We start from the raw sequence: 22739 nt of genomic DNA, 5'->3' as shown, positions 1-22739 counted from the left end.
AGAAAATGATTAAAATAGTTGTTCCAGGAAAACCCATTAGCAAGTCTAACTTTAAACTAAAAAACGTTCATGGTCATTTTTGGATGCCTAAATCAGGTAAGCATAGTAAATATGTTGCCTATGAAAATACAATTGCAGGCCACATAAACCAACAGTACTCAGGGCCTACTCTAGAGGGAAATATAATAACTATCCTAAACTTATATTTTTCAGACAAAAGGATGGGAGATATACACAATTACCCTAAAAGTATTTGTGATGGTATAGAGAAAAGTGGAATAATATTAAATGATAAACAACTAAAACCCGTTTTAATATTTGACCATATAGATAAGGAGAATCCACGAATAGAAATAGAATTATACGAGAAAGATAAATATGCTATTTCCTATGAAATCAAAAAAAAATAAAAAGGTAGATAAAAAATCATCTACCCTTTTATACTATTTTATTAATACTAACTATTATTTTTTTAAGTCCTTTAATAATTTTATTTCTCTGGCATATCCTTCTATTTCATTTGGTGTTTCAAGTAGCAATGGAATATCTTTTAATTTAGGATGATTAATAATATTAATAATTGCATCCAATCCAATAGTTCCTTCTCCTATACATTCATGCCTATCCTTGTTACTATTAAAAGGCATTTTACTATCATTTAAATGTATGGCCTTTAGTCTATCTAATCCTAATATTTCATCAAATTCCTCTAGTACCCCGTCTAAGTCGTTTACTATATCATAACCAGATGAGTATATGTGGCATGTGTCTAGGCACACACCAAACTTTTCAGGATACTTGGTTCCATCTATAATCCTTTTTAATTCTTCAAAAGTTCTTCCCACTTCACTTCCTTTGCCAGCCATAACTTCTAATAAAATAGTAGTAGTATGTTCTTCTTTTACCACATCATTTAATATTTCTAATATTAACTCTATACCCTTATCTGCACCCTGACCTGTGTGGCTACCAGGATGGAAATTATATAGACTGCATGGTAATTGTTCTAATCTTTCTAAATCATCTGCAAAGATCATCTTTGCAAATTCTCTAGTTTCTTCCTTTTGTGAACACATGTTTAAAGTGTATGGAGCATGGGCTAATAGAGGCCCAAAGTTGTTTTCCTCCATTATCTTTTTTAATCCTTCTATATCCTTTAAATCTAATTTTCTAGCTTTACCACCCCTAGGATTTCTAGTGAAAAATTGAAAAGTATTAGCTCCTATTTCTAAAGCTACCTTCCCCATGTTTTTAAACCCCTTAGAAGTGGATAAATGACATCCTATATACATATCTTAGCTCCTTTTCTTTTGTTATATATAACTTAGTCTCTAAAGCAACTTCCTCCTACGAACTCTTTAAGAATTGAAGTTTGAGGAATCACTTCGTCTCTCTCTATTGATAAGAAATAATGCAGGAATTTAAGAAGTCTTTTAGCTTCTAAGAATTCTTTATCATCCTTAGTTATTTCTTTAAGTAGTGGTTCTGCATATTTTTTAAGTACTGCCAACTCATAAAATAATGCTGAGTTAAACATTACATCAGCTTCTTCTTGATATGGGAATATGTTTCTCTTTTCTCCCCTTCTTACAGATTTCCAAAGACCTAAAGTAGTTTTAGCAGAGTGTCCCCTGTATTTAGAGTCCCTAACTATTCTTCTAATAAGTCTTGTATCTGTTGTAGGAATTCTGTTATGTCCATCAATGTTTAATTGAGTAAGGGCACTAATATAGATTTTAAATTTCTTATCATCTGAAATGGCCTCTGTTAATTTATTGTTAAGACCATGAATACCTTCTATTATTATTATTTGGTCCTCATCTATTTGCATGAACTTTCCTCTATATTCCCTTTTTCCCGTTTTAAAATTAAATGTAGGTATTTCTACCTTTTCTCCCTTTACAAGCTTATTTAAGTGTTCATTAAACAATTTCAAATCTACGGCCTCTACAGCCTCAAAATCGTACTCTCCATTTTCATCTAGTGGTGTATCCTCCCTATTGACAAAATAGTCGTCTACAGACAATTCTATAGGTCTCAAGCCATTTACTTTAAGCTGAATAGATAACCTCTTAGAAAAAGTAGTTTTGCCTGAGGAGGAAGGCCCTGCTATAAGGACTATTCTCTTATTTTGTTCCTTTATCATGTCTGCTATTTCAACAGTTTTCTTTTCATGTAATCCTTCTGCCACCCTTATTAGTTCAGGATAAGTATTGTCTTTTATATGTGTATTTAAATTTGCTATATAGGCGACTTCTAATATTTCTCCCCATTTTTCCGACTCTCTAAATATACTTGAAAGCTTCTTTTGTTCAGTGAATTCAGGAATTTCATTTGGATTTTCCTTTTGTGGATATCTTATTATGACCCCTGGTTCATAAAATCTTAATTGGAAATTTTTCAAATAAGAAGTATTCGGTACCATATATCCATAAAAATAATCTTGCAGCCAACCACATGTATAAATATTTAACTCAGTTCTATCTTGGAACTCAAATAGTTTAGTTTTTGACTCCATTCCAAGATTTTTAAATATATCTTTAGCTTTATTAAGAGGTACTCGATCTTTTTTAATATCCACACCTTCATCTACTATTTCTTTCATTCTTTCTTCTATTCTTGTAACATCATCCTCACTAATAGGCCTTTTATAGTGAATCTCACAATATAACCCCTTACTAAGGGAATGTTCTACACTAATTCTTGCTCCCGATAAAATTTCTTTGGCAGCTCTTATAAATACAAATGATAAACTTCTTCTATATATTCTGTAACCATCAGAATCCGTTAAGTCTAAGAATTTTAACTCACAAGATTCTTTTAATCTATAGTTTAACTCCCTAAGTTCATTTTCAATTTTAGCTGCCACTATGACAGATTCTTTCTTTGGTTTTAAGTCTTCCATAATATCTAAAATTTTAGTTCCCTCATTTACTTCTATTACTTTACCTTCATATTCAACATTAATCTTTTTATTCTTACTCATTAATCTACCCCCGCTTTTTACTCAATTATATGTATTATACCCAATATAACATGACATAAAATTATAATTTAGACATAATTCTAATTATAATTTTTTTCCTAACATAAGATTAAATTCTCATTATCTATATAGTAAAAAGATGTGACTGTGGATTATACCATGTCACATCACTTATACTACTTCACTTTTCCAATTTTATTAAAAGGATATAGCCTAACTAAGACCTTTCCTCTTACCGTATCTGTTGGGACAAAACCTACTCGTTCATCTCTACTATCTAAACTATTTTCCCTATTGTCCCCCATTACAAATAAAGTATCTTCAGGAATGACAGCATCAATTTCACCAGATGTATATTCACCATTTATATATTTCTCATCTAGCATTTCTCCATTCACACTTACTTTCCCATCTGTAATAGTTATCTGATCACCTTCTACAGCTATGACTCTTTTAATTAAATCCTTTTCTCCACCCGTGTCCGTTTTTAGGTGGGACTTAAAAACTACAATGTCGCCCTTTTCAGGATCATGAATCATATATGGAACTTTATTTATTATCAAATAATTATATGGACTCAAAGTAGGGTACATGGAGTATCCTTTTACCAAAGTAGGTCTTACAAAGGCTGTTATCACCATGGCTATAACAACTGCTATAACTATGGTCTTTAGCCATTCATATATTTCTTTTCTCAATCTCCCCATCTCCTCTGAAAATCATTTCCATATTTATTTTAGCACTTATTTAGCCTTTAAACAATTATAATACATGTCTCTTTCTATTTCATCTATTAAGTATCGGTTTACCCTATCAAATTGGTTTTTATATATTTTTACATTTAGTGAGTCTAATATATATATGAAGTCATCTACAATTTCAAAGGGGTCTCCATATATATCATTTAGTATTTGTCTGCTTACTCCCAAAAAGCCATGCCCAGATATACTATTATGTCTCAGCTCTATAATATTATTCATCTTAGTTGAATTTAAAATACTTAAAACTCTCACATATCTTTTATCTGAATATAAATGCTTATTTATATATTGAGTTACACCTAAACTTAAATTTGGATTATATATTTTATATCTTTTTTTTAAAATTTTTAGTATTGCTTTTTTTTGCACTCCTTCATCCATGAAAGAAAATTTTTCTTTCCCCGTATGATTTACTATAAATATATATTTTAATATGGCTTCTTTCAGTCTATATACCCTACTCAAAAAGTCTATATATCTACTACTTAAAAGTTGTATTTTCGTATTTTCTATTAACTCTGAAAAGATTTCTTCTGCACTTCCATATTGTAATAACTTCATATAGGTTTCTAACATTTTTATAGTTTTATCCCTGGAATTTGGCTTAATTTTCTCTATTTCCTCCATTGCAGATTTAAAATCAAAATTTAATCTATGTTTACATGAATATAATATTTTCAAGGCCTTGTGGTTTAGAATTCCTTCTATCTCCATAATTTCTATTGCCCCTCTATAATCATATCTTTCAATAAGTCTTTCTATTATTATTCTGTTGTCCGATAGATCCATAATGCCCCCCCTATTAAAACAATGATTTCTCTATTTTTTAAGTTTAGAAGGAAGTTCTCCTTTAAACTCCTTCCCTTCTAAGTATTTTAAATTTCCTAAAGTGCCATTAAATCTTATTTTATAAGCATGTAAAAATTGATTTCTCAACTTATATTTTTTATTAAACTCTTCATTTGTTTTTTTATCTCCATACTTTCTATCTCCTATTATAGGTGTGTTATTAGAAGATAAATGCAGCCTAATTTGATGACTTCTTCCTGTAATTAACATTACTTCTACTAAACTGAAATTTTTATTAGTACTTATTACACTGTATTTCGTATGTATTTCCTTTGCTCCATTTACTTTTCTATTTGTAAATACAGTTTTATTATTCCTTTCATCTTTTACCAAATAACCCTTTAATTCTCTTTTTCCTTCTATTGTTCCCTTTACAACTGTAATATAATACTTTTCTATAAAATCCTTATTTCTCATCATTTCATTTAGGTTTTTTAAAGACTCATAATTTTTAGCAATAATCACTAAACCACTAGTATTTCTATCTAATCTATTTACACAGGCAGGCACAAAGGTCTTCTCACTCTCAGGATCATAATCTCCCTTACTATGTAAATAACTAAGAACTTGATTAACTAATGTATTTTTACTTTCACTTTTATCTTCATGGATCAATAAATTATCCGGTTTACTTACAATGAGAATATTATTATCTTCATATACTATTATAAAATCCCTTTTCAAATTAAATATTTCCTTTTTTTCTATAAACTTCTCTATAGTATCCTCACTAAAATATAATTGAATTTTGTCATTTCTATTTAATATGTAGTTTTTTTCTACCCTTTTATTATTTACTTTTATATTCTTCTTCCTTATCATTTTATATAAAAAGCTTAAAGAAGCTTTGCTTAAATATTTTTTTAAAAATCTATCTACCCTTTGTCCCTCTTCGTTTTCTTTTATAACTATTTCTCTCATTTCTTCACCTCTTTTAATATTATGCCATAATAACAAGTTATTTTGCATTTTTTTCTATTTGTATCTTTAAAATAACAATTTATTATGATATCCTAAAACTATCCTTATTATACACAAGAAAAGAGGTGTAGGCATGATTGATAGATTGAAAGATTTACTATATGAAATTAGTGATATACTAGTAGCTGTCCTAATAGTTATCCTAGTTAGTGGAGTAATAGTATGGCAAGTTACAGATACACTGGCCTTTTCAAAGGAACAGGCAGATTCAATTACTGTGGAAAAACAACCTGTTACTGAAGTCATATCAAATGAGCCAGTGGAAGAACCAGTAGAAGAATCAGTAGAAGAACCTTCCATTATAGTGGAAGAAAACAATCCATCTAGTAATCAGGCAGAAGTCATTCCTGAAGAACCTAAAGAGGAAACTCCTCCACCAAAACCTGTTTCTAAGGATGTTAAGGTAACTATTCCAAGCGGAAGTCCTGGAATTAAAATTGCAAATATCTTACAAGAAGCTGGACTAATAAAAGATTCTAATGACTTTGTAAAAAGATCATCTGAACTAAAAATGGATTCTAAATTAAAATCAGGTACTTATACAATAAGCACATCTAATTCTATCGATGATATGATATACATCATTGCTGGCAAGAAAAGATAGTCGTAGAACCCTTAACGGGTTCACGGCTTTTTTATTTAAATAACAATAAGCTACCAAACATTTAATCTAATCCGTACATCTTCTTCAGGTAATATATATTATTATATATATATGTCTTAAACGCCTTTCCTGATACTATAAATCTGCCTCCGTTTTCACTATGAAACAAATTTTCTTTGAAATCATCTACAAGCTTCTTAGTTCTTTCTTTTATAATACATTTTTTACCATTGGAACTATAAAAAAATATACTCCCTTATGCACATAAAGCATAGGAGTACTATAGGAACTTAATATATTAATTGTTATGTAAATCCTTTAAATTAAATATTAGATATTTCCCCCAATTTTACCATGTAAAATTATTGAAAATGATTTCAATAATTAAGTATTATTAATAAAACTATAATAACTTTAGGAGCAGTACAATTATTATTCCTATAATGCCTAAAAGCCCTATAGTTCTAAATATGAATTTTTCTTTATATTCCCTATTTTTAGCTTCTAACTCTGCAGCAATTTCTAGTTTTTCTCTTTCAACCTGTAACATGTTTTCCCTATGGATTCTTCCTTTCTCTTCTTCAATTTCACACATGGCCTTCTTCTCTATTTCCATTGTTTCTTTTTTATACTCAATTAAATATTTATTAAGTTGCATGCCTAAGGTAGCCACTGTAGCAACTATCACCGTCACATCATCCGCTAACCCTGCCACAGGTACTATATCTGGCATAGCATCTGCTGGACTAATTAAATATAACAAGGATGCAATAGCCATTGCCTTTGAAGTCCAAGCAGCCTCCGGGTCTTTTGCCATCTTATATAAGGCCTGTACTTTGGGCCAAATATTTTTTATCTTGCCTTTATTCATGGCGCTTAAATTACTTTGAATTTTTTTAATATCCTCTTCCTTAGCATTTTCTTGAAAATCTTTAAGCATATTTTCTTTTTTTCCCAAAGGTAGTCCTCCTCATATTAGAATTTCATCATACTTCCTATTATATAAGATTAATTAGTTAAACAATACTTTTCCATTTGACTTAAAGTTAGTCTTAATTCTTTCAGTATTCTCAATACTCTTCACAAGTATTTTACCATATAATATATGTACTAGATTATATAGGAAGTAGCAATATACTTATATTTCAAGTTGTTTTTCTTATTAACTTGAATATATAATTGTAAATATGAAAAAATTAATGAAGAGACTATGGACAAAGTATGAATGCAAGATTTCATAAAGATACAATATTGGAGGTAAAAATGAAAAAACATATAAAAAAAGTCCTATCTATTATTCTAATAGGAATTGTAATAGGAATATTTTCAATTGGATTAATTAATTACCATGTAACTAATTTTGCAAATGATTATATAACATCTATTGAAGATGTTCCACAATCACAGGCATCTTTGGTTTTAGGAGCATTAGTTTATAAAAATGGAAATGTATCTCCAATCTTATCTGATAGATTAGATATTGGAATTGAACTTTATAAAAATGATAAAGCAGAAAAACTTTTGTTAAGTGGAGATCATGGAAGAACAGATTACGATGAAGTTAATCCCATGAAACTATATGCAATGAAAAACCATGTAACAGAGGCAGATATCTTCATGGACCATGCAGGATTTAGCACTTATGAAAGTTTATATCGGGCTAAAGATGTATTCGGAGCAAAAAAGATAATTATAGTAACACAAAAATATCATTTATCTAGAGCCGTATATATTGCTAGAAAACTAGGCTTGGAAGCTTATGGTGTACCCTCAGACAAGCATCTTTATCCAAAGATTACACAATACAAGTTAAGGGAAAGTATCGCTAGATGTAAAGACTATGTTTTAGTTAATTTTTTAAAAACAAAACCTAAATATTTAGGCGAGCCAATTAACCTCACGGGAGATGGACGAGCAACTAAAGGATAAAGTATATAAATGCTCCTCCTGCCAAACTCTTAGTATACTTCTATTTTCAATTAATAACACTCATCCCACGCAAAAACACCTAGACTAATTTAGGTGTTTTTATTGTGACCTCTATTTTTATCCTTAATTATTTATTCTCACAAGCTACTATTGCTGAAATATTTTTATTAGTAATATTATATAAAACTCCAATATCACCATTAATAAGGCGAGGAGCTGCTTCTATTAGTTCCATAGTATATGTGCAGCAGTCACTATCACAGCAATCTAAACATTCACAAAATATAACTGTAAAGAAATCTTTAGATTCTCTCTCTCCCTCTTCATCTTCAAGATTACCTTGGATATACTCCCATTCTTCTAATATCTCTTTTTCTTTATTTTTACACTCTCTAATCAATCTAAATTTTAAAGTTATATCAAGGCTTTCATCAATAGTAGCTATAGTGTCAATAACAGAAGAATATTCAATGTTTACACAAGGCTTACGTATATGTTTAGTATCTACAGTAACAGAAGCTAGCTTTATTGGTGGCATTATTGAATTATTTGGATCATCGTTAAGTCTAGGTGGTAAAGATGGATTGAATATTTGCCCACATTTTACTTGATCTTCACAAGCTACGATTGCTGACATATCTTTATTGGTAATGTCATATAAAACTCCAGGATTATCACCAATAATGAGAGTAGGTGCTGCTTCTATTAATTCAATAGTATATTGACAGCAGTCACTATCAAAACAATCTAAACACTCACAAAAACTAATTGTAAATGTATCTTTAGATTCCCTCTCTGCATCTTCATCTTCAAGACCAGATTGTATATACTCCCATTCTTCTAATATTTCTTTTTCTCTCTCTTTACACTCTTTAATTAATCTAAATTTTAAGGTTATCTCAACGTCTGGACTAGTAGGATCACTAGCAGCTAAAGTTCTAATAATAGAAGAATATTTAATGTTTACACAGGGCTTACTTAAAAATCGAGTATCCACAGTAACAGAAGCTAGTTTTACTGGAGGGCTCATTGGATTACTTGGATCATCATTAAGTCTCGGTGGTAAAGGTGGATTAAATATTTTCCCACATTGTAAGTGATTTTCACAAGATATAATTGCTAAAATGTTTTTATTTGTAATGTTATATACAATTTCAACATTGTCATTATCAAGAGATGGAGCAGCCTTAATTAGTTCTATAGTGTATGTGCAACAGTCACTATGAAAACAGTCTACACATTCACAAAAAGTCACTGTAAATGCATCTTTAGCTTCACCCTCTCCCTCGTCATCCTGAAGACTCCCTTCTACATACTCCCATTCCTGTAATATTTCTTTTTCTCTATTTCTACATTCTCTTGTTAGTCTAAATTTTAGAGTTATAGTAGTATCAGAACCAGGATCAAGAGATACAACGTTAATAATAGATGAATATTCAACATTTACACAGGCCTTACTTAAAAATCGAGTGTCAACAGTAACAGACGCAAGTTTTACAGAATGCCTCATTGGATTATTTGGATCATCATTAAGTCTAGGGGGTAAAACTGGATCAAATATTTTCCCACATTCTAAAATTAACTTACAATCTTTTTCTTTTTTTTCCTTATAATACATGACTATATAAAATTCTCCTTTCTAATTTTCTTTAAGTGTACAGGCTATGGTTAATACATTTTATTCAGTAGTTGGACTATAAGCTACTACTTTTATAATTTATAAGATTTCTTAAAAAGGTTTCACTACCACAAGCATCTGACCCGTACCCACAATAAAAACACCTAAACTAATTTAGGTGTTTTTATTGTGGCATCTATTTTTATCATTAATTATTTACACAAAACAAAAGCCACAAACCCTTATTAGGTTCATGGCTTTTTCCATTTAATCCTTTAAATATTTCATTACCTTCTCTAACTTTTTCCTTTGCTCATCATCTAAGAATCCTTTTAATTCTTCTATGGCCTTCATCTGCTTTTTATATTTATTAGTATTTTTCATCATACTATTTTTTACCTTCTTTAATTCTTTCATGATTTCTTCTTCACTTTTATCTTTATATTTATCAGATAAATCATTAAGCATTTCCATTTGGTCGTCGTCTGGCTGTGCATTCTTCATTGCTTTCATCATTGCTTGCATTTTTTTCTTATCCATCAATAGCCCTCCTTATAATTTCAAGTTCATTACAACTTATGAGTTTCACCTGATTTTTATTACTTAAACTCAGATTATTAATAGAAAGTTTGAAAATATGCACTTAGTTTTGAATTTTCTATTAATAATCTGAGTTACAATTTATTCTAGTCCTCATTTAACAACCTAGTAACAGAATTTCTTCTATGGCATATGATAAATCAAGAGTTTATTAATAGGAGGCTTATTATGAACAATATTGTTCCTAGGGAAAATTACGAATTAATTGGTCCAATTGAGGAAGAAATCAGCTTAACTCGCCTACTTCCTATAGCTGCTTCAAATCCTGCTGCTTTGGTCCTTATCCCCTTTGCATTTATAGCATTTAACAAGAATATAAAGGGTGCCACCACATCTGGTGCTACAAGTGAACGTAGAAAAAGAAAACCTAGGCCAAAGGTTAAAAAAGAGAGAGCAGGCATACTTGATCAAAAATCAATAGATAAAGTATCTTACTTATTAGATACCCTTGAGAAAGCTTCTTCTTTGAACGATGCAAAGAAATCGGCTAATAAAACCCATAAAACCAATTTTAACTTTATGAAAGAAGCTATAGATATACTAGGAGGGTCTCAATCAAAAGAAATTATGCAAAGTGTATCTAACGTAGTCACTTTAATGGACAGAGCTAGAGACATAAAAAATATTGCAAATTTGAAAAAAGTATTTACGTCTGATTCAGCTAATTTTAGTGACCAGATAGATACTGTAGTTCAAACTATAAAACCAATGCTCTCTAAACAGCAGTTCCAAAATGTAGAAAACTTCAAGAAAATGGCCCAAATGATGAAGGTCATGTCAGCTTTAAATATGGATGATGATGATGACGATGATGATTTAGCTGTTGATACAGATGTGGAAGTTTCAACTGTAGATGATGCTCCAATCCAAGTTGAAGAGGAAGACTTTAAAGAACTAGAAACTGACCAGGAAGAAGATATTCCTACAACAGAGAAAGTAAGCAATGTAGATGACAATGACATCTTTGAAGAGTTGACCACCATAAAAGATAATGATGAACTTGAAGAATCACAATAAAAAATAGAGCTTTAAAGGATTAATCCCTATCCTTTAAAAGCTCTATTTCTTCTTTTGTTATTTCCCTATATTCGCCTAACTCTAAGCTCTCATCAATTTTTAATCTCCCCATTTGAATGCGCTTTAAATAAACAACTTCCATGCCTATGGCCTTAAACATTCTCTTTACTTGATGAAATTTCCCTTCATGTATAGTAACTTCTATTTTAGAAGTAGGACCCCCTTCTAAAACTCTTAAGTCAGCTGGAAGAGTTTTGTAGTCTTCATCTATGTAAACTCCCTCTTTAAACTTTTTCACATGAATATCAGTTACGTGTCCATCTATATGAGCGTAATAGGTCTTAGGTACATGCTTCTTAGGAGATAATACCTCATGGGATAATTTACCATCATTAGTAATAATCAACAGGCCCTCTGTGTCCTTATCTAGTCTTCCCACAGGAAATGGCTCAAATACTCTAAATTCATCTTCTAATAAATCTACAACCGTTTCATGTAAATTGTCATAGGTAGCTGAGATTACTCCTTGAGGCTTATTTAACATTATGTATACAAATTCTCTATAGTTTATTTCTTCATCATTTACTTTTATCACGTCTTCGTAAGGGTCTACATGGGTTTTGGCTTGTTTTATGACTTCTCCATTAACTGTAATATATCCCCTTTTTAAATAATCCTTTATTTCTTTTCTAGTTCCATACCCTATGCTGGATAAAACCTTATCTATTCTTTGCTTTTTCACCACATTTCCTCCTACATCCATCTCCAAGGAGCTGGATAATAATTTTTCAAAGTATTGCCCATCTGTTTAGCCCATCCTAGTGGATAATTATCTACACACACTAGTGTCCAACCCTTTTCTGATTCCACATTTATAGTCTCGCCCTTTAGATACTTAATTACATTAGGATCATCACTACTGAAGTTTACTACTCTTTTAGCATCTTTCCATGTAAGTCCCATAGCAAAGGCTTGAGATGGCTCAAATCTATTTTTCTTGTATTTACCTAGTAACCATCCAGATCTAACTACTCTTATACCTGCTAAATTAGGCATATTATCCGGTACAATATATAGGTTTTCATTTATTTCTCTAAATTCACCATGAATTTGGCAATTTAGATTATCCTCTACAAACTTGCTAAAAGATTCTAATGGCTTGTGTTTTTTATCTTTATTTTTTATCTTTGACAGTTCATCACTATCTTTTTTCAGAACTGCTACGAAATGTCCTTCTCCCTTTAATTTATGGGGCCATAGCCTAATACATTTTTCTACTCGTTTATCTCCATGAGCAAATTCACTAAGACCATCCATAAGGCCATTATCCTTTGGAATTTCTACTGTATCATAATCTATATTCTCTTCTAAAAAACCATGGATTATTTCTTCATTTTCATCCGGGGAAAAGGTACAAGTTGAATAAACTAACCTGGAATCTCCGCTCATGACTTCATCCACCTGGGATAAAATATCCTTTTGAATGTTACTATATTCACTAGTAGGGGTTCTCTCCCAACTCTTTACCATAGATGGATCTTTCCTAAACATGCCTTCTCCAGAACATGGAGCATCTATTAAAACCTTGTTGAAAAAGTGTCTGCAACTTCTATTTAAATCTTCTATGACTCCATTAATAACTATGGCATTTTTTATACCACACAGTTCCACATTCTTTAAAAGAGCCTTTGTCCTACTATGCTTTATATCATTAGTAATAAGTATTCCTTCGCCCTTCAGCTTCGCCCCTATTTGAGTAGTCTTTCCTCCAGGAGCAGCACATAAATCTAATACTCTATCTCCGGATTCCACATGGAGAACTTCTGCCGGTAGCATGGCACTTGGTTCTTGTATGTAATAAAGTCCTGCATGATAATATGCATGTTTGGCAGGTCTTTCATTTTCTTCATAATAAAATCCCGTTTCACACCAGGGTACTTTAGTTAATTTAAAGGGGTTTATCTTTAAAAATTCTTCTACAGATATTTTTAAAGTGTTAACTCTCAACCCTTGTATTTTACCATCATTATAAGAATTCATAAATTCATCATATTCATCTTTTAATAATTCTTTCATCTTGTCTAAATATATCTTAGGTAAATTCATTTACTGTATTCCTTTCATCATAAGATAAGGATAGGTTATTAATTATATTATTGCAAATTTCAAGGTTTTTATTAGTTTATAACCTTAATGTTCAATAACCGTCCCCATAATTAGTTTTCCTTTTAAACGAAACTATACCCACCTATGATAGGTGGGTTTAAAAATTATCTCTTTTTTAATTTTATTTTCTTGCTAACCATAGCATAAGATAGGAATATCATTAATCCTAACACTAACACAAGATTTGTAGCATATTTAGTAGAATATAGAGCCATTAAAGCAACTAATCCACCACAGGCCGTTATAGGTATACCCATATATACACCTTCAAATTCAGTTATGTTGTATCTTGCTAATCTTACCGTTCCACATAGTGCAAATATTAATGTAACTAAAATTCCTAGTGTTCCCATTTTTATTAAACTTAAATTCCACATTAAAAGTGCCGGTGCAACCCCAAAAGAAATTAAATCACACAAAGAATCTAGCTCTTTTCCAAAATCACTAACCACATCTAGCTTTCTAGCTAATTGACCGTCCATTCTATCTAGCATGGTAGCTACTATTATAAGTAGAGCCGATTTACTGTACTGACCAGAAAAAGTGTATATAATGGCCAATATACCCATAGACATATTTAACAAGGTAAACATGTTTGGGATTTGCTGTTTATATTTCACATTAATCCTCCTCAATTCTATTACTTTACTACGATCTTAGGACATATTCGTACCCATATTATAATTTCATGTACATAAAAACAATAATATAATAATCTGTCTATAATAATATTCTACAGTAAAACATTTCACAATGGAAGTTTTTTTATATTTTTTAATCGTTTTTTAAGGTTTGTCATTTAATGGCAATAGCTATGAAATCCTTTTAAATGGCCATAGTAGGTACCTTTAATTGAATAATGTCCTATTTTATGGTATAAATAAATAAATGTTTTTAAGAAAAAATCATACTATAATATAAGAGGTGATGCTGGTGGATAAAGCTGTATTGGGAATTGTAATAAATAAAGACAAATGCCTCCTTGTACATAGAAGATGGCCTCCTTGTACTTGGGGTCCTCCTGGAGGTTTTATGGACAAGGGAGAATGTGAGCTAGAAACTGTGCAAAGAGAAATATTTGAAGAAACTGAAATAGTTTGTGAAGTTATAGAAAAGATTCATGACTTTATATATAGCGATGCCTATTATAACTCTTCCATAAGTGTATATGTTTGTAAATACATGTCTGGAGAATTATCCTTTGATAAAGAAAGTTTAGATGCAGGATGGTTTTCAATAGATGAAATGCCAAAGGGAGTTTCCCCTGGTGTAGAAGTTTTTGAAAAAGCCTTTAGCATAGTAAAAGAAGTGGATTAATTAATCCACTTCTTTTTATTATTAAAGCTTCTCTGGTGCTTCGTATTCTTCTCCAAAAGTATCCACTGTTACTTTCTTCATTTTTTGCTCTTCTTTTGGCTTATCTTGGAAATTAGTCTTAGTTCCAGCGATCTCATCAACTACATCTATTCCTTCTATTACCTTTCCAAAGGCTGCATATTGTCCATCTAAGTGCGGAGACTTTGCATGCATAATGAAAAATTGAGAACCTGCTGAATCTGGATGACCAGATCTTGCCATTGATAATACTCCCTTATCATGCTTTAAATCATTTTCAAAATTGTTCATTGAGAATTCACCTTTAATACTATATCCAGGTCCACCAGTTCCAACTCCCTTTGGACAACCACCTTGGATCATAAATCCAGAAATTACTCTATGGAATATTAATCCGTCATAGAATCCTTCCTTTACTAAGGATACAAAGTTCTTCACCGTATTAGGTGCAACCTCAGGATAAAGCTCTGCTTTTATTACCTTACCATTTTCCATTTCAATAGTTACTACTGGTTTTTTCATAATTACATCCCTCTCTATCTATTATTTTAGTTTATATTCAATAGTTTTAGTTAAGTTTTCTAACTTTCCTAATATTGACCAATATTTTATTCCTAGTTTATTGTAATATTTTACACATATCTTTTCAATAATATATAAGATATTATTTACATAAAATAAGACACATCATTCAATTCATAACATACTTCCTTTGAATTAGTTTCATTCTTAATATAATTACCTATTTTTTCTATCCTATCTAGTATATTATCATAATTTTTCAAATATGAAAGTATTACTTTAGTATCCATTTTTTTCTTAACTCCCGCTGCATCTCTCCAGTAGCCAACTCCTTCTAATACAGTAGCTCCACCCCCTAACTTTATAAGTTCATCTACAACATAATCTTCTATATGTTTAATCTTTTTCTTATCTAAATTCATATCATTTCCATCTTCATAGGGTATATAAAATATTGCCTTCTTATTTAGCATCTTCATTGAAATCAACTCCTTGCGGAAACTAGTATTAGTATTTAATAGGAACTCTTAAATAATTCAATTTTTTTCAAAAAGAAAAAAGGTAGCTGGTAAATAGCTACCTTTTTCTAAGATATTCATATGTAGATACATTCTAACCTTTTATTCTTCTCAGGTTATATAAGATGCCAATAAGAAAACTTATTGCAAATATAACATTTAAACCTAGTAACTTTCCTAACAAAAAGAAAATCATAATCCCCATGGCTATATTAGCCATCATAAAGCTTTTCTCCATAACACTCACCCTTATTGTTAAGACATAATGTATTAATTTAATTTTACAAAATTTGAATGAAAATTTCAACTATTTTGCATTTCCTCGACAAAAGAAGAGGATTTTCTATGATTCTCCTGTCTTAATGCAATAATATTAATTTGTCCCTACAAGGTAAGAGGATTAAATCTCCATTACCTACAAGGTGAAATGAATTAAAATTTTTTTAAAGTTGGAACATCAGAATATCCTATGCTGCAAACAATTATGACCCTTCTAGCCTGATAGTGACTTAACTTTGAAACGTTTTAATTTATTGAGCTGAAGTAGGTTCAACAAACTATCTAAGAACATCTACTCCTCAATCTCTTTCAATATTCCATCAACTACATGTTCATTTCCTACTACTACAAATATATGTCTTCTATCTAGAAACTTAACAACGCCGCCAGCTTCCTTTAATATCACATTGGCAGCCGCCACATCCCAAGGACCTAAATTCATCTCCCAGTATCCGTCTATTCTTCCACAAGCCACGTTAACTATATCGTAACTAGCAGCTCCCATTCTCCTAATTCCCCTTATCTTTGGAATCATTTTAGAAACATACTCCACATTATTCTCAGGATTTCTATCCTTATCATAAGGAAATCCTGTAGCTAGTACACATTCCTTTAGAGTTTTCTTAGTACCCACATTAATTTTTTTACCATTTAAATAGGCACCTTCACCCTTTACTCCATAAAACATTTCGTCAAGCATTGGAAAATATACTACTCCTAATACACCCTCGTTCTTATATCTAAGACCTATACATACGGAAAATATAGGTAATCCATATAAAAAATTAGTAGTTCCATCAATTGGATCTATTACCCATACATAGTCAGATTCTATGTCAGACTTTCCCGTTTCCTCTCCTAAGATACCATGATCAGGGTAAGTAGTCTTTATTAATTTAATCAATTCATTCTCACAAAGTTCATCAACTTCCGTAACAAAATCTGAATGATTTGATTTAGTACTATATTTTAAATCTGCTCTCTCATAATTTTTCCCTTGGATTTCACCAATTTCTTTTGCCCACTTTTTTGCATTTTCTAATACATCTTTTAATATCAGCATCTCTTTCACCTCTATTTATTAGTTATTTAACAACATATTATATATAATACTACCAATGAAAACCAATTGTCCATAGTACTTAGTAATAAAAAATAGAGTCCAAAATGGACTCTATCTCATATTAAATACTTTTTCTCTTAGATATAACTAAGTTCTTCCAAGCATGTAATCCTAATGATACACCTATAACTCCATAGGCAACGAAAGTTCTGAAGTACTCTCCGATTTGAGCATTTCCGAATAGGTTTTTACCTGCTTGAGGTGATACGATAAATAGGGTATGGAATAATGTAACCCCTAGTATGGCCTGACCTATAGTTGCCCTTGATACAGAAGCTCCACCTACAAGTAGGGCAGCAACGGCAAACATACCTGCCTGTTCATGAGAACCATAAGTGTTTAATATTCCTAAGTTCTGTAAGAATATTAATTGTCCCCATGCAGCTAATACTGTGGAGATTATTATGGATATGATCCTTACCTTATCCACATTAATACCAGCAATTCCAGCTATATGTCTACTTTGACCTACTGTCCTAAAGTCTTGACCAAGTTTTGTTTTTATTATTAATACATTAAACACACAAAGTCCAACTATAACTGCATAAGTTGAAATTGGTACTTTAATATTTGCAAATAATGATCCAGTAGATTTAAAGTATACAGATAAAGCTATGAATAAAGCGGATACTCCAATATAAACAAATGGCTTATTTCCAACTTTTTCTTTGTATACTTTACTTCCCTTAGATTTCTTCATTATCCATAGGGATAATAATATTCCCATTACTCCCATTATGATTAATAACTCAGAGAATGGTCTTTTATATATAGTATCAACGGCATATCTAATACTATGATTCATATCAACAACATTCTTTATCCCTACTCCACCACTAATCATTAAAACAGGGTTTTCCATAGGTATTAATGTTCCCACTAGGAATAAGAATAATAATTGATATAATCCATTTGCAAAGAAACCTAGCATCATGGATGTTATCATTTCTTGACCCTTAGTTTTATTTAATATAAGACCCGTTACCCATCCAAAGAAAATGGCAATAGGAGTACTTATAACTACTGCAATTAAAAATCCTGTTACTCCTGTACATGCTTCAACACCCTTTAGGGCATAGTTAGTAACTAGTATTATGGACATTTGTCCAGCCATGGCACCAACTACTATACCGAAGTTTAGACCCATACCAGCTAGTACTGGAATAATCAAAGACAATACTAAGAATGAGTTTCTTCCTATTCTAGTTAACAATTGGGATGCTATGAAGAAAAGAGGCAATTTAGAAGCCACTATCCCTGCTAAACATAAAATCACAAAGATTATAGTAACTATATTATCAAATATTATACGCGAAAACTTATTATTCATGACTATTTGCCACCTCCAGCCTTAGTAAGAGCATAAAGAATTATTCCATACTGTACAACAACTCTCATTACTTCCGATAAGTTACCTTCAGGTACTAATACATTGGCAACAGGTAGGGCTACAACTAATAGTCCTTGGAATAGGAATGATCCTAATATTACATGGAATATAGTCGCATAAGTAGATGATGCTCCCCCTATTAGTATGGCAGCAACTGCACCAAAGGCCATCATAAGCGGAGCTGTATACAATTGGAAGAATCCATAACTTTGTGCATATACTATTATTCCTATAGCTCCTAGTACAGTAGATACTACAGTAGATATTATTCTATATTTATCTACGTTTATACCTGATGCTATGGCAAACTTAGGATTTTCTCCAACAGCTTTCATGGCAATACCTGCTTTAGAGTTTAAGTATAACCATACCAAGAAACACATGGCAAAGAAGAATACAAATAACATAGTAGGTATAGTTATAGAACCTATATTAAAAGCAAGAGAATCATTTAATATTTTATCAAATCTCTTTCCTAAAGAAATAGTCGTTCTAAGCCCTGTACCTATAGGCCATTTCATTTCATTACTAGTAAAAGGTAGTATTAACCATCCTATACACATTAGTGATACTACAGAGAAACCTGCATAAGTAGCAACCATCATTTCTGATCCTTTTACCTTATTAAGTAATACTCCATAGAAATATCCTCCAACAGCAGCTAGTGGAATAGAAATAAGTACTGCTACCATAAATGCATTAGCTCCATATAGATCTAATTCAATACTCATAAGTCCACCAATTATTCCACAAACGATTCCAATTGGGATACCAAAGTTTGGACCGATTCCTGATAAAATTCCAGGTACCATGGCAAGTACAAGTACTCCATTCATACCCATACGCACTAAATGACTATTAACAAGACCAGCCACTGGCAACTTTAAAAAGAAGGCTGATACATATAAGATAGCTAAGAATGATATTATTATAAGTCTTGGTATTCCTAAAGGTTTAACAACTTTTTCTGCTATAGTTTTCATCTTATTTTGCCTCCTTTCTATTTGCCTTATGATAATCCCCAGACATCATAAGACCAAAGTCCACATCAGAATCATTAGGTCTTAATATTCCTTCAACTTTACCTTCTGTTACAATGGCAATTCTGTCGCATATGGACCTTAATTCTCCCAATTCAGAAGAAGTCATAATTATAGTCATTCCTTGCTTTTCATTTAATTCTTTTAATACATCAAGTACTAATTTCTTAGCACCAATATCTATACCACGTGTTGGTTCTGATACTAAAAGGATATTTGGTTCTAGGGTAATAGCACGAGCTAAACATACCTTTTGCTGATTTCCACCACTTAACCTTCTAGTTAATTGATGAGGGCCAACACATCTAATATCAAATTGTTCAACCATATTATTAGCATGATTTCTTATATGTTTTGTATCCTTATGACTGAAAAATCCAAACTTCTTTAAGAATTTTTCATTTACCTGCATGGCTGTCATGGCAATATTATTCTCTATTGATTCATCTAGTAAAAGCCCAACTTCACGTCTATCTTCAGACACAAAGGAAAGTCCACTTTTAAGTGAATCTATAGGAGAATTAAGTGTTAGTTCTTTGCCGTTTATATAAACTTCCCCCTGGGAAGGATAAAGCCCCATTATACCATTGGCAACACCAATTTTTCCTTGACCTGCAAGTCCTCCTATACCAAATATTTCTCCCTTATATATTTCTAAATCAATACCCTTTACTTCTTCACCAGGCATTTCAACTACAAAGTCCTTAGCTTTTACAGCAATTTCTCTGTTTTCATAATCTTGTGACCCTTCATTTATATCAGACAAACCTTCAATTTTTCTTCCTACCATAAGTTCTGCTAATTCCATTACATTCGTATCTACCTTCTTAAGAGCAGCCACACTTTCACCATCTCTTAAAATACTAATGTTTTTAGACACATTCATAACCTCATCTAATCTGTGGGTTATAAATATAATAGATATTCCAGAATCCGTAATACGCCTCATGGCATCTAATAGGTTGTCCGCTTCACTTTCTGTAAGAACGGCCGTTGGCTCATCAAATACCAATAATTTAACATTTAACTTATCTATTTCCCTGGCAATTTCTATGAACTGCATATATCCAACCGGAAGTCCTGATACCTTTACCCACTCATCAATATTCATATCTAATTTGTCTAGGGCAACTCTAGCATCCTTATCCATAGACTTAGTATCTAGCGTCTTTAAAGATTGTCCAAAAACTCTACTAAATCCATTGTCCTTTAGTGTTTCTCTATTTAATTTAATATTTTCACTTATAGTAAATCCAGGTATCAGCATGAATTCTTGATGCACCATTCCGATTCCCATTTCCATAGCCATTTGAGGTGAATTAATGTTTACTTTTTTACCATCTATAAGTACCTCTCCCTCAAACCCACCAGTAGAATGGATAACTGGCATACCAAATAAAATATTCATAAGTGTAGATTTTCCTGCACCATTTTCTCCTAAAAGAGCGTAAACTTCTCCCTTTTCTACCTTTAAATCTATTCCTTTTAAAACCTTATTCCCAAAATAGTCCTTTTTTATATTCCTCATTTCTAGTACATACTCAGACATTCAATATAGCCTCCTTCATACTTCAAACAAATTTCTGACTCACAACTTTCAATTTTTCATTGTTTAAAGTAGTCCATAAACAAAATCCATTTACACAAATTTATCTTAAATCATATTACGTAAAACAAACCTTTTCATTTGAATCCGCCATCCATGTTTTTTCAATCTTTCCCATTACCTTAATAAAGAATTTTAATAAAGGTTGTCGAAAATACGACAACCTTTATACTTTGATTTAGAAAGTTATATAACCAGATAGAACCATAAAGAAGTTGTCATGCTTTTTGCCTGTCTCTTCGTTTTCATATGTAGTAAGTTCCATTTCAACTCCTGCATACTTTTCAAATAATTCTTTAACCTTAGCTTGGTCAGCTTTTCCGTCAGTTTGACCTTCAATGTAAGCCTTTGCATATTCAACTCCAGCTTCAACGAACATCATATTAACTGGTACTGGCCAAGTTGAGAATCTTCCAGTTCCATTTCCTTCTGCAACTTTTCCTTTGATTTGCTCTACAGCAAACTCAATGTCACCTTTTTTGTCATCTGGAATCTCAATTCCTAATGCCCCTGGATATCCATGGTATGGAGAAGGACAACATTGTTGTGGTAATATAGCTCCACCTTGTAATGATGCTTTAATAAGTGGCTCTTGCATAGAACAGTTTGTTGAGAAGAATGCAGTATCTTTACCAAATTCTTCAATCTTTCTAGGAACATCTTCTAAAATAAATTGTTGCGCTCCTGGAACACCAGCATCTCCTGTTGGATCTGGAGCAGTTGCGTCTACAAACTTAATTCCTAATTCTTCACATCTAACTTTAAATAAGTCTCTTCTCTTTGCAAGTAATGCATAAGACATATGTCTTGGGAAAGAGTAGTGTACGAAAGTCTTAGCTCCCATTTTGTTAGCTTGATCTATAACAGCAGTACCCATTCCAAGTTCATCTGCCTGGAATACTACGTCTGCTTTAGAAGCGATAACGTCTGGGTCTTCACCAGGAACTCCAGCTATGAATAGGATATCTGGTCTTACTTCTCTTAATTGGTCAATAGCTGCAGATGTTCCAGGAATAGCCTGAACCATAACTATAGCTTTTACATCAGGATCTGATGCAACACCTAATATGTTAGAGATTGTAGTTTCTTGCTCTTTCATGAAGTTATCAGGATATGTTTGAGTAACAATCATGTCACCATACATTTCCTTAATTTTTTGTCCAGCTCTAAACTCTTCTTCACCTTGTGATACAGTTCCAGTTATTACTCCTATTTTATACTTAGGAGCTTCTGTAGTTTCTTCAGCCTTAGCTTCTTCCTTAGTTTCTTCTGTACTAGTTTCTTGTTGGCTTCCACATGCTGCTAATGAAAACATCAACACGAAAATTAGCAAGAACGATAATAATCTTTTCAACCTTCATTCCTCCCTATTTTTTGGATTAGTTTTGTGCTTAAGTTTTTGGAGTTTTAATCCT

The 22739-nt window shown here is 31.7% G+C and carries 24 protein-coding genes; 5 read left to right on the top strand and 19 right to left on the bottom strand.

Annotated elements, in window-relative coordinates; translation table 11 throughout:
- The first annotated feature begins 5 nt into the window (after positions 1–5).
- Entirely contained in the window at positions 6–410 is a 405-nt protein-coding gene (locus tag CCE28_RS04240) for a RusA family crossover junction endodeoxyribonuclease (RefSeq protein WP_095131291.1), read from the top strand.
- Positions 411–464: 54 nt separating this feature from the next.
- On the opposite strand, the gene CCE28_RS04235 is transcribed toward CCE28_RS04240, so the two are convergent.
- The 5 genes from CCE28_RS04235 to CCE28_RS04215 all read right to left on the bottom strand — a co-directional run bounded on the left by CCE28_RS04235 (position 465) and on the right by CCE28_RS04215 (position 5517).
- The gene (locus CCE28_RS04235) at positions 465–1292 is read right to left on the bottom strand and encodes a deoxyribonuclease IV (RefSeq protein WP_095131289.1); all 828 of its coding nucleotides are present in this window, start codon (positions 1290–1292) and stop codon (positions 465–467) included.
- A 32-nt stretch (positions 1293–1324) separates the two neighbouring features.
- Positions 1325–2986, bottom strand: coding sequence for a nucleoside kinase (locus CCE28_RS04230; RefSeq protein ID WP_095131287.1), 1662 nt, complete (start codon positions 2984–2986; stop codon positions 1325–1327).
- Between the two features lie 176 nt (positions 2987–3162).
- Positions 3163–3693 carry a signal peptidase I gene (gene lepB, locus CCE28_RS04225; RefSeq protein WP_095131285.1) on the bottom strand — a complete coding sequence of 177 codons (531 nt, stop codon included), beginning with the start codon at positions 3691–3693 and terminating at the stop codon, positions 3163–3165.
- Positions 3694–3729: 36 nt separating this feature from the next.
- Positions 3730–4536 carry a hypothetical protein gene (locus CCE28_RS04220; protein WP_095131283.1) on the bottom strand — a complete coding sequence of 269 codons (807 nt, stop codon included), beginning with the start codon at positions 4534–4536 and terminating at the stop codon, positions 3730–3732.
- 30 nt (positions 4537–4566) lie between these two features.
- A complete protein-coding gene (locus CCE28_RS04215; protein ID WP_095131281.1) occupies positions 4567–5517 on the bottom strand; it encodes an RluA family pseudouridine synthase in 951 nt (316 codons plus the stop codon).
- A gap of 133 nt (positions 5518–5650) precedes the next feature.
- On the opposite strand from CCE28_RS04215, the gene CCE28_RS04210 reads away from it, so the two are divergent.
- On the top strand, positions 5651–6181 hold the full coding sequence (locus tag CCE28_RS04210) for an MltG/YceG/YrrL family protein (RefSeq protein ID WP_095131279.1): 531 nt from the start codon (positions 5651–5653) through the stop codon (positions 6179–6181).
- A 403-nt stretch (positions 6182–6584) separates the two neighbouring features.
- On the opposite strand, the gene CCE28_RS04205 is transcribed toward CCE28_RS04210, so the two are convergent.
- Entirely contained in the window at positions 6585–7139 is a 555-nt protein-coding gene (locus tag CCE28_RS04205; RefSeq protein WP_095131277.1) for a YkvA family protein, read from the bottom strand.
- A gap of 305 nt (positions 7140–7444) precedes the next feature.
- Between CCE28_RS04205 and CCE28_RS04200 the strand changes: the two genes are divergently transcribed.
- Positions 7445–8110, top strand: coding sequence for a SanA/YdcF family protein (locus CCE28_RS04200; protein WP_095131275.1), 666 nt, complete (start codon positions 7445–7447; stop codon positions 8108–8110).
- A 127-nt stretch (positions 8111–8237) separates the two neighbouring features.
- Here the strand turns inward: CCE28_RS04200 and CCE28_RS04195 are convergent, their stop codons facing one another.
- Positions 8238–9728 carry a DUF4489 domain-containing protein gene (locus CCE28_RS04195; protein WP_095131273.1) on the bottom strand — a complete coding sequence of 497 codons (1491 nt, stop codon included), beginning with the start codon at positions 9726–9728 and terminating at the stop codon, positions 8238–8240.
- Between the two features lie 267 nt (positions 9729–9995).
- The gene (locus CCE28_RS04190; protein ID WP_095131271.1) at positions 9996–10268 is read right to left on the bottom strand and encodes a hypothetical protein; all 273 of its coding nucleotides are present in this window, start codon (positions 10266–10268) and stop codon (positions 9996–9998) included.
- 228 nt (positions 10269–10496) lie between these two features.
- On the opposite strand from CCE28_RS04190, the gene CCE28_RS04185 reads away from it, so the two are divergent.
- Complete coding sequence (locus tag CCE28_RS04185) at positions 10497–11345, top strand: hypothetical protein (RefSeq protein WP_095131269.1); 849 nt, start codon at positions 10497–10499, stop codon at positions 11343–11345.
- A 19-nt stretch (positions 11346–11364) separates the two neighbouring features.
- Here CCE28_RS04185 and CCE28_RS04180 read toward each other — a convergent pair whose 3' ends face one another.
- The 3 genes from CCE28_RS04180 to pssA form a co-directional block, all read right to left on the bottom strand.
- Positions 11365–12090 carry a pseudouridine synthase gene (locus CCE28_RS04180; RefSeq protein ID WP_095131267.1) on the bottom strand — a complete coding sequence of 242 codons (726 nt, stop codon included), beginning with the start codon at positions 12088–12090 and terminating at the stop codon, positions 11365–11367.
- Positions 12091–12098: 8 nt separating this feature from the next.
- On the bottom strand, positions 12099–13451 hold the full coding sequence (locus CCE28_RS04175) for an RsmF rRNA methyltransferase first C-terminal domain-containing protein (protein ID WP_095131265.1): 1353 nt from the start codon (positions 13449–13451) through the stop codon (positions 12099–12101).
- A 164-nt stretch (positions 13452–13615) separates the two neighbouring features.
- The gene (pssA, locus tag CCE28_RS04170; protein WP_242972893.1) at positions 13616–14131 is read right to left on the bottom strand and encodes a CDP-diacylglycerol--serine O-phosphatidyltransferase; all 516 of its coding nucleotides are present in this window, start codon (positions 14129–14131) and stop codon (positions 13616–13618) included.
- Positions 14132–14444: 313 nt separating this feature from the next.
- Between pssA and CCE28_RS04165 the strand changes: the two genes are divergently transcribed.
- Positions 14445–14828, top strand: a complete 384-nt coding sequence (locus CCE28_RS04165) for an NUDIX hydrolase (RefSeq protein ID WP_176461656.1) — start codon at positions 14445–14447, stop codon at positions 14826–14828.
- 21 nt (positions 14829–14849) lie between these two features.
- On the opposite strand, the gene CCE28_RS04160 is transcribed toward CCE28_RS04165, so the two are convergent.
- The 8 genes from CCE28_RS04160 to CCE28_RS04130 all read right to left on the bottom strand — a co-directional run bounded on the left by CCE28_RS04160 (position 14850) and on the right by CCE28_RS04130 (position 22678).
- On the bottom strand, positions 14850–15368 hold the full coding sequence (locus CCE28_RS04160; protein WP_095131261.1) for a peptidylprolyl isomerase: 519 nt from the start codon (positions 15366–15368) through the stop codon (positions 14850–14852).
- A gap of 146 nt (positions 15369–15514) precedes the next feature.
- Positions 15515–15847 (bottom strand): hypothetical protein, encoded by a 333-nt coding sequence (locus tag CCE28_RS04155; RefSeq protein ID WP_095131259.1) that lies wholly within the window; start codon positions 15845–15847, stop codon positions 15515–15517.
- A gap of 133 nt (positions 15848–15980) precedes the next feature.
- Positions 15981–16124: a hypothetical protein gene (locus CCE28_RS22115; protein ID WP_176461655.1), complete on the bottom strand. Its 144-nt coding sequence runs from the start codon at positions 16122–16124 to the stop codon at positions 15981–15983.
- Between the two features lie 333 nt (positions 16125–16457).
- Positions 16458–17228 (bottom strand): inositol monophosphatase family protein, encoded by a 771-nt coding sequence (locus tag CCE28_RS04150; protein ID WP_095131257.1) that lies wholly within the window; start codon positions 17226–17228, stop codon positions 16458–16460.
- Positions 17229–17349: 121 nt separating this feature from the next.
- Positions 17350–18618, bottom strand: a complete 1269-nt coding sequence (locus CCE28_RS04145) for an ABC transporter permease subunit (protein ID WP_095131255.1) — start codon at positions 18616–18618, stop codon at positions 17350–17352.
- A gap of 2 nt (positions 18619–18620) precedes the next feature.
- Positions 18621–19661, bottom strand: coding sequence for an ABC transporter permease subunit (locus tag CCE28_RS04140; RefSeq protein ID WP_095131253.1), 1041 nt, complete (start codon positions 19659–19661; stop codon positions 18621–18623).
- Position 19662: 1 nt separating this feature from the next.
- Positions 19663–21267 (bottom strand): sugar ABC transporter ATP-binding protein, encoded by a 1605-nt coding sequence (locus tag CCE28_RS04135; protein ID WP_095131251.1) that lies wholly within the window; start codon positions 21265–21267, stop codon positions 19663–19665.
- A gap of 235 nt (positions 21268–21502) precedes the next feature.
- Entirely contained in the window at positions 21503–22678 is a 1176-nt protein-coding gene (locus tag CCE28_RS04130; RefSeq protein WP_242972892.1) for a DUF3798 domain-containing protein, read from the bottom strand.
- Positions 22679–22739: the final 61 nt, after the last annotated feature.

Source organism: Anaeromicrobium sediminis (assembly GCF_002270055.1).
Classification (GTDB): domain Bacteria; phylum Bacillota; class Clostridia; order Peptostreptococcales; family Thermotaleaceae; genus Anaeromicrobium; species Anaeromicrobium sediminis.
The sequence above is the reverse complement of the archived record's forward strand: the minus strand, read 5'-3'. Positions and strand labels throughout refer to the sequence as shown.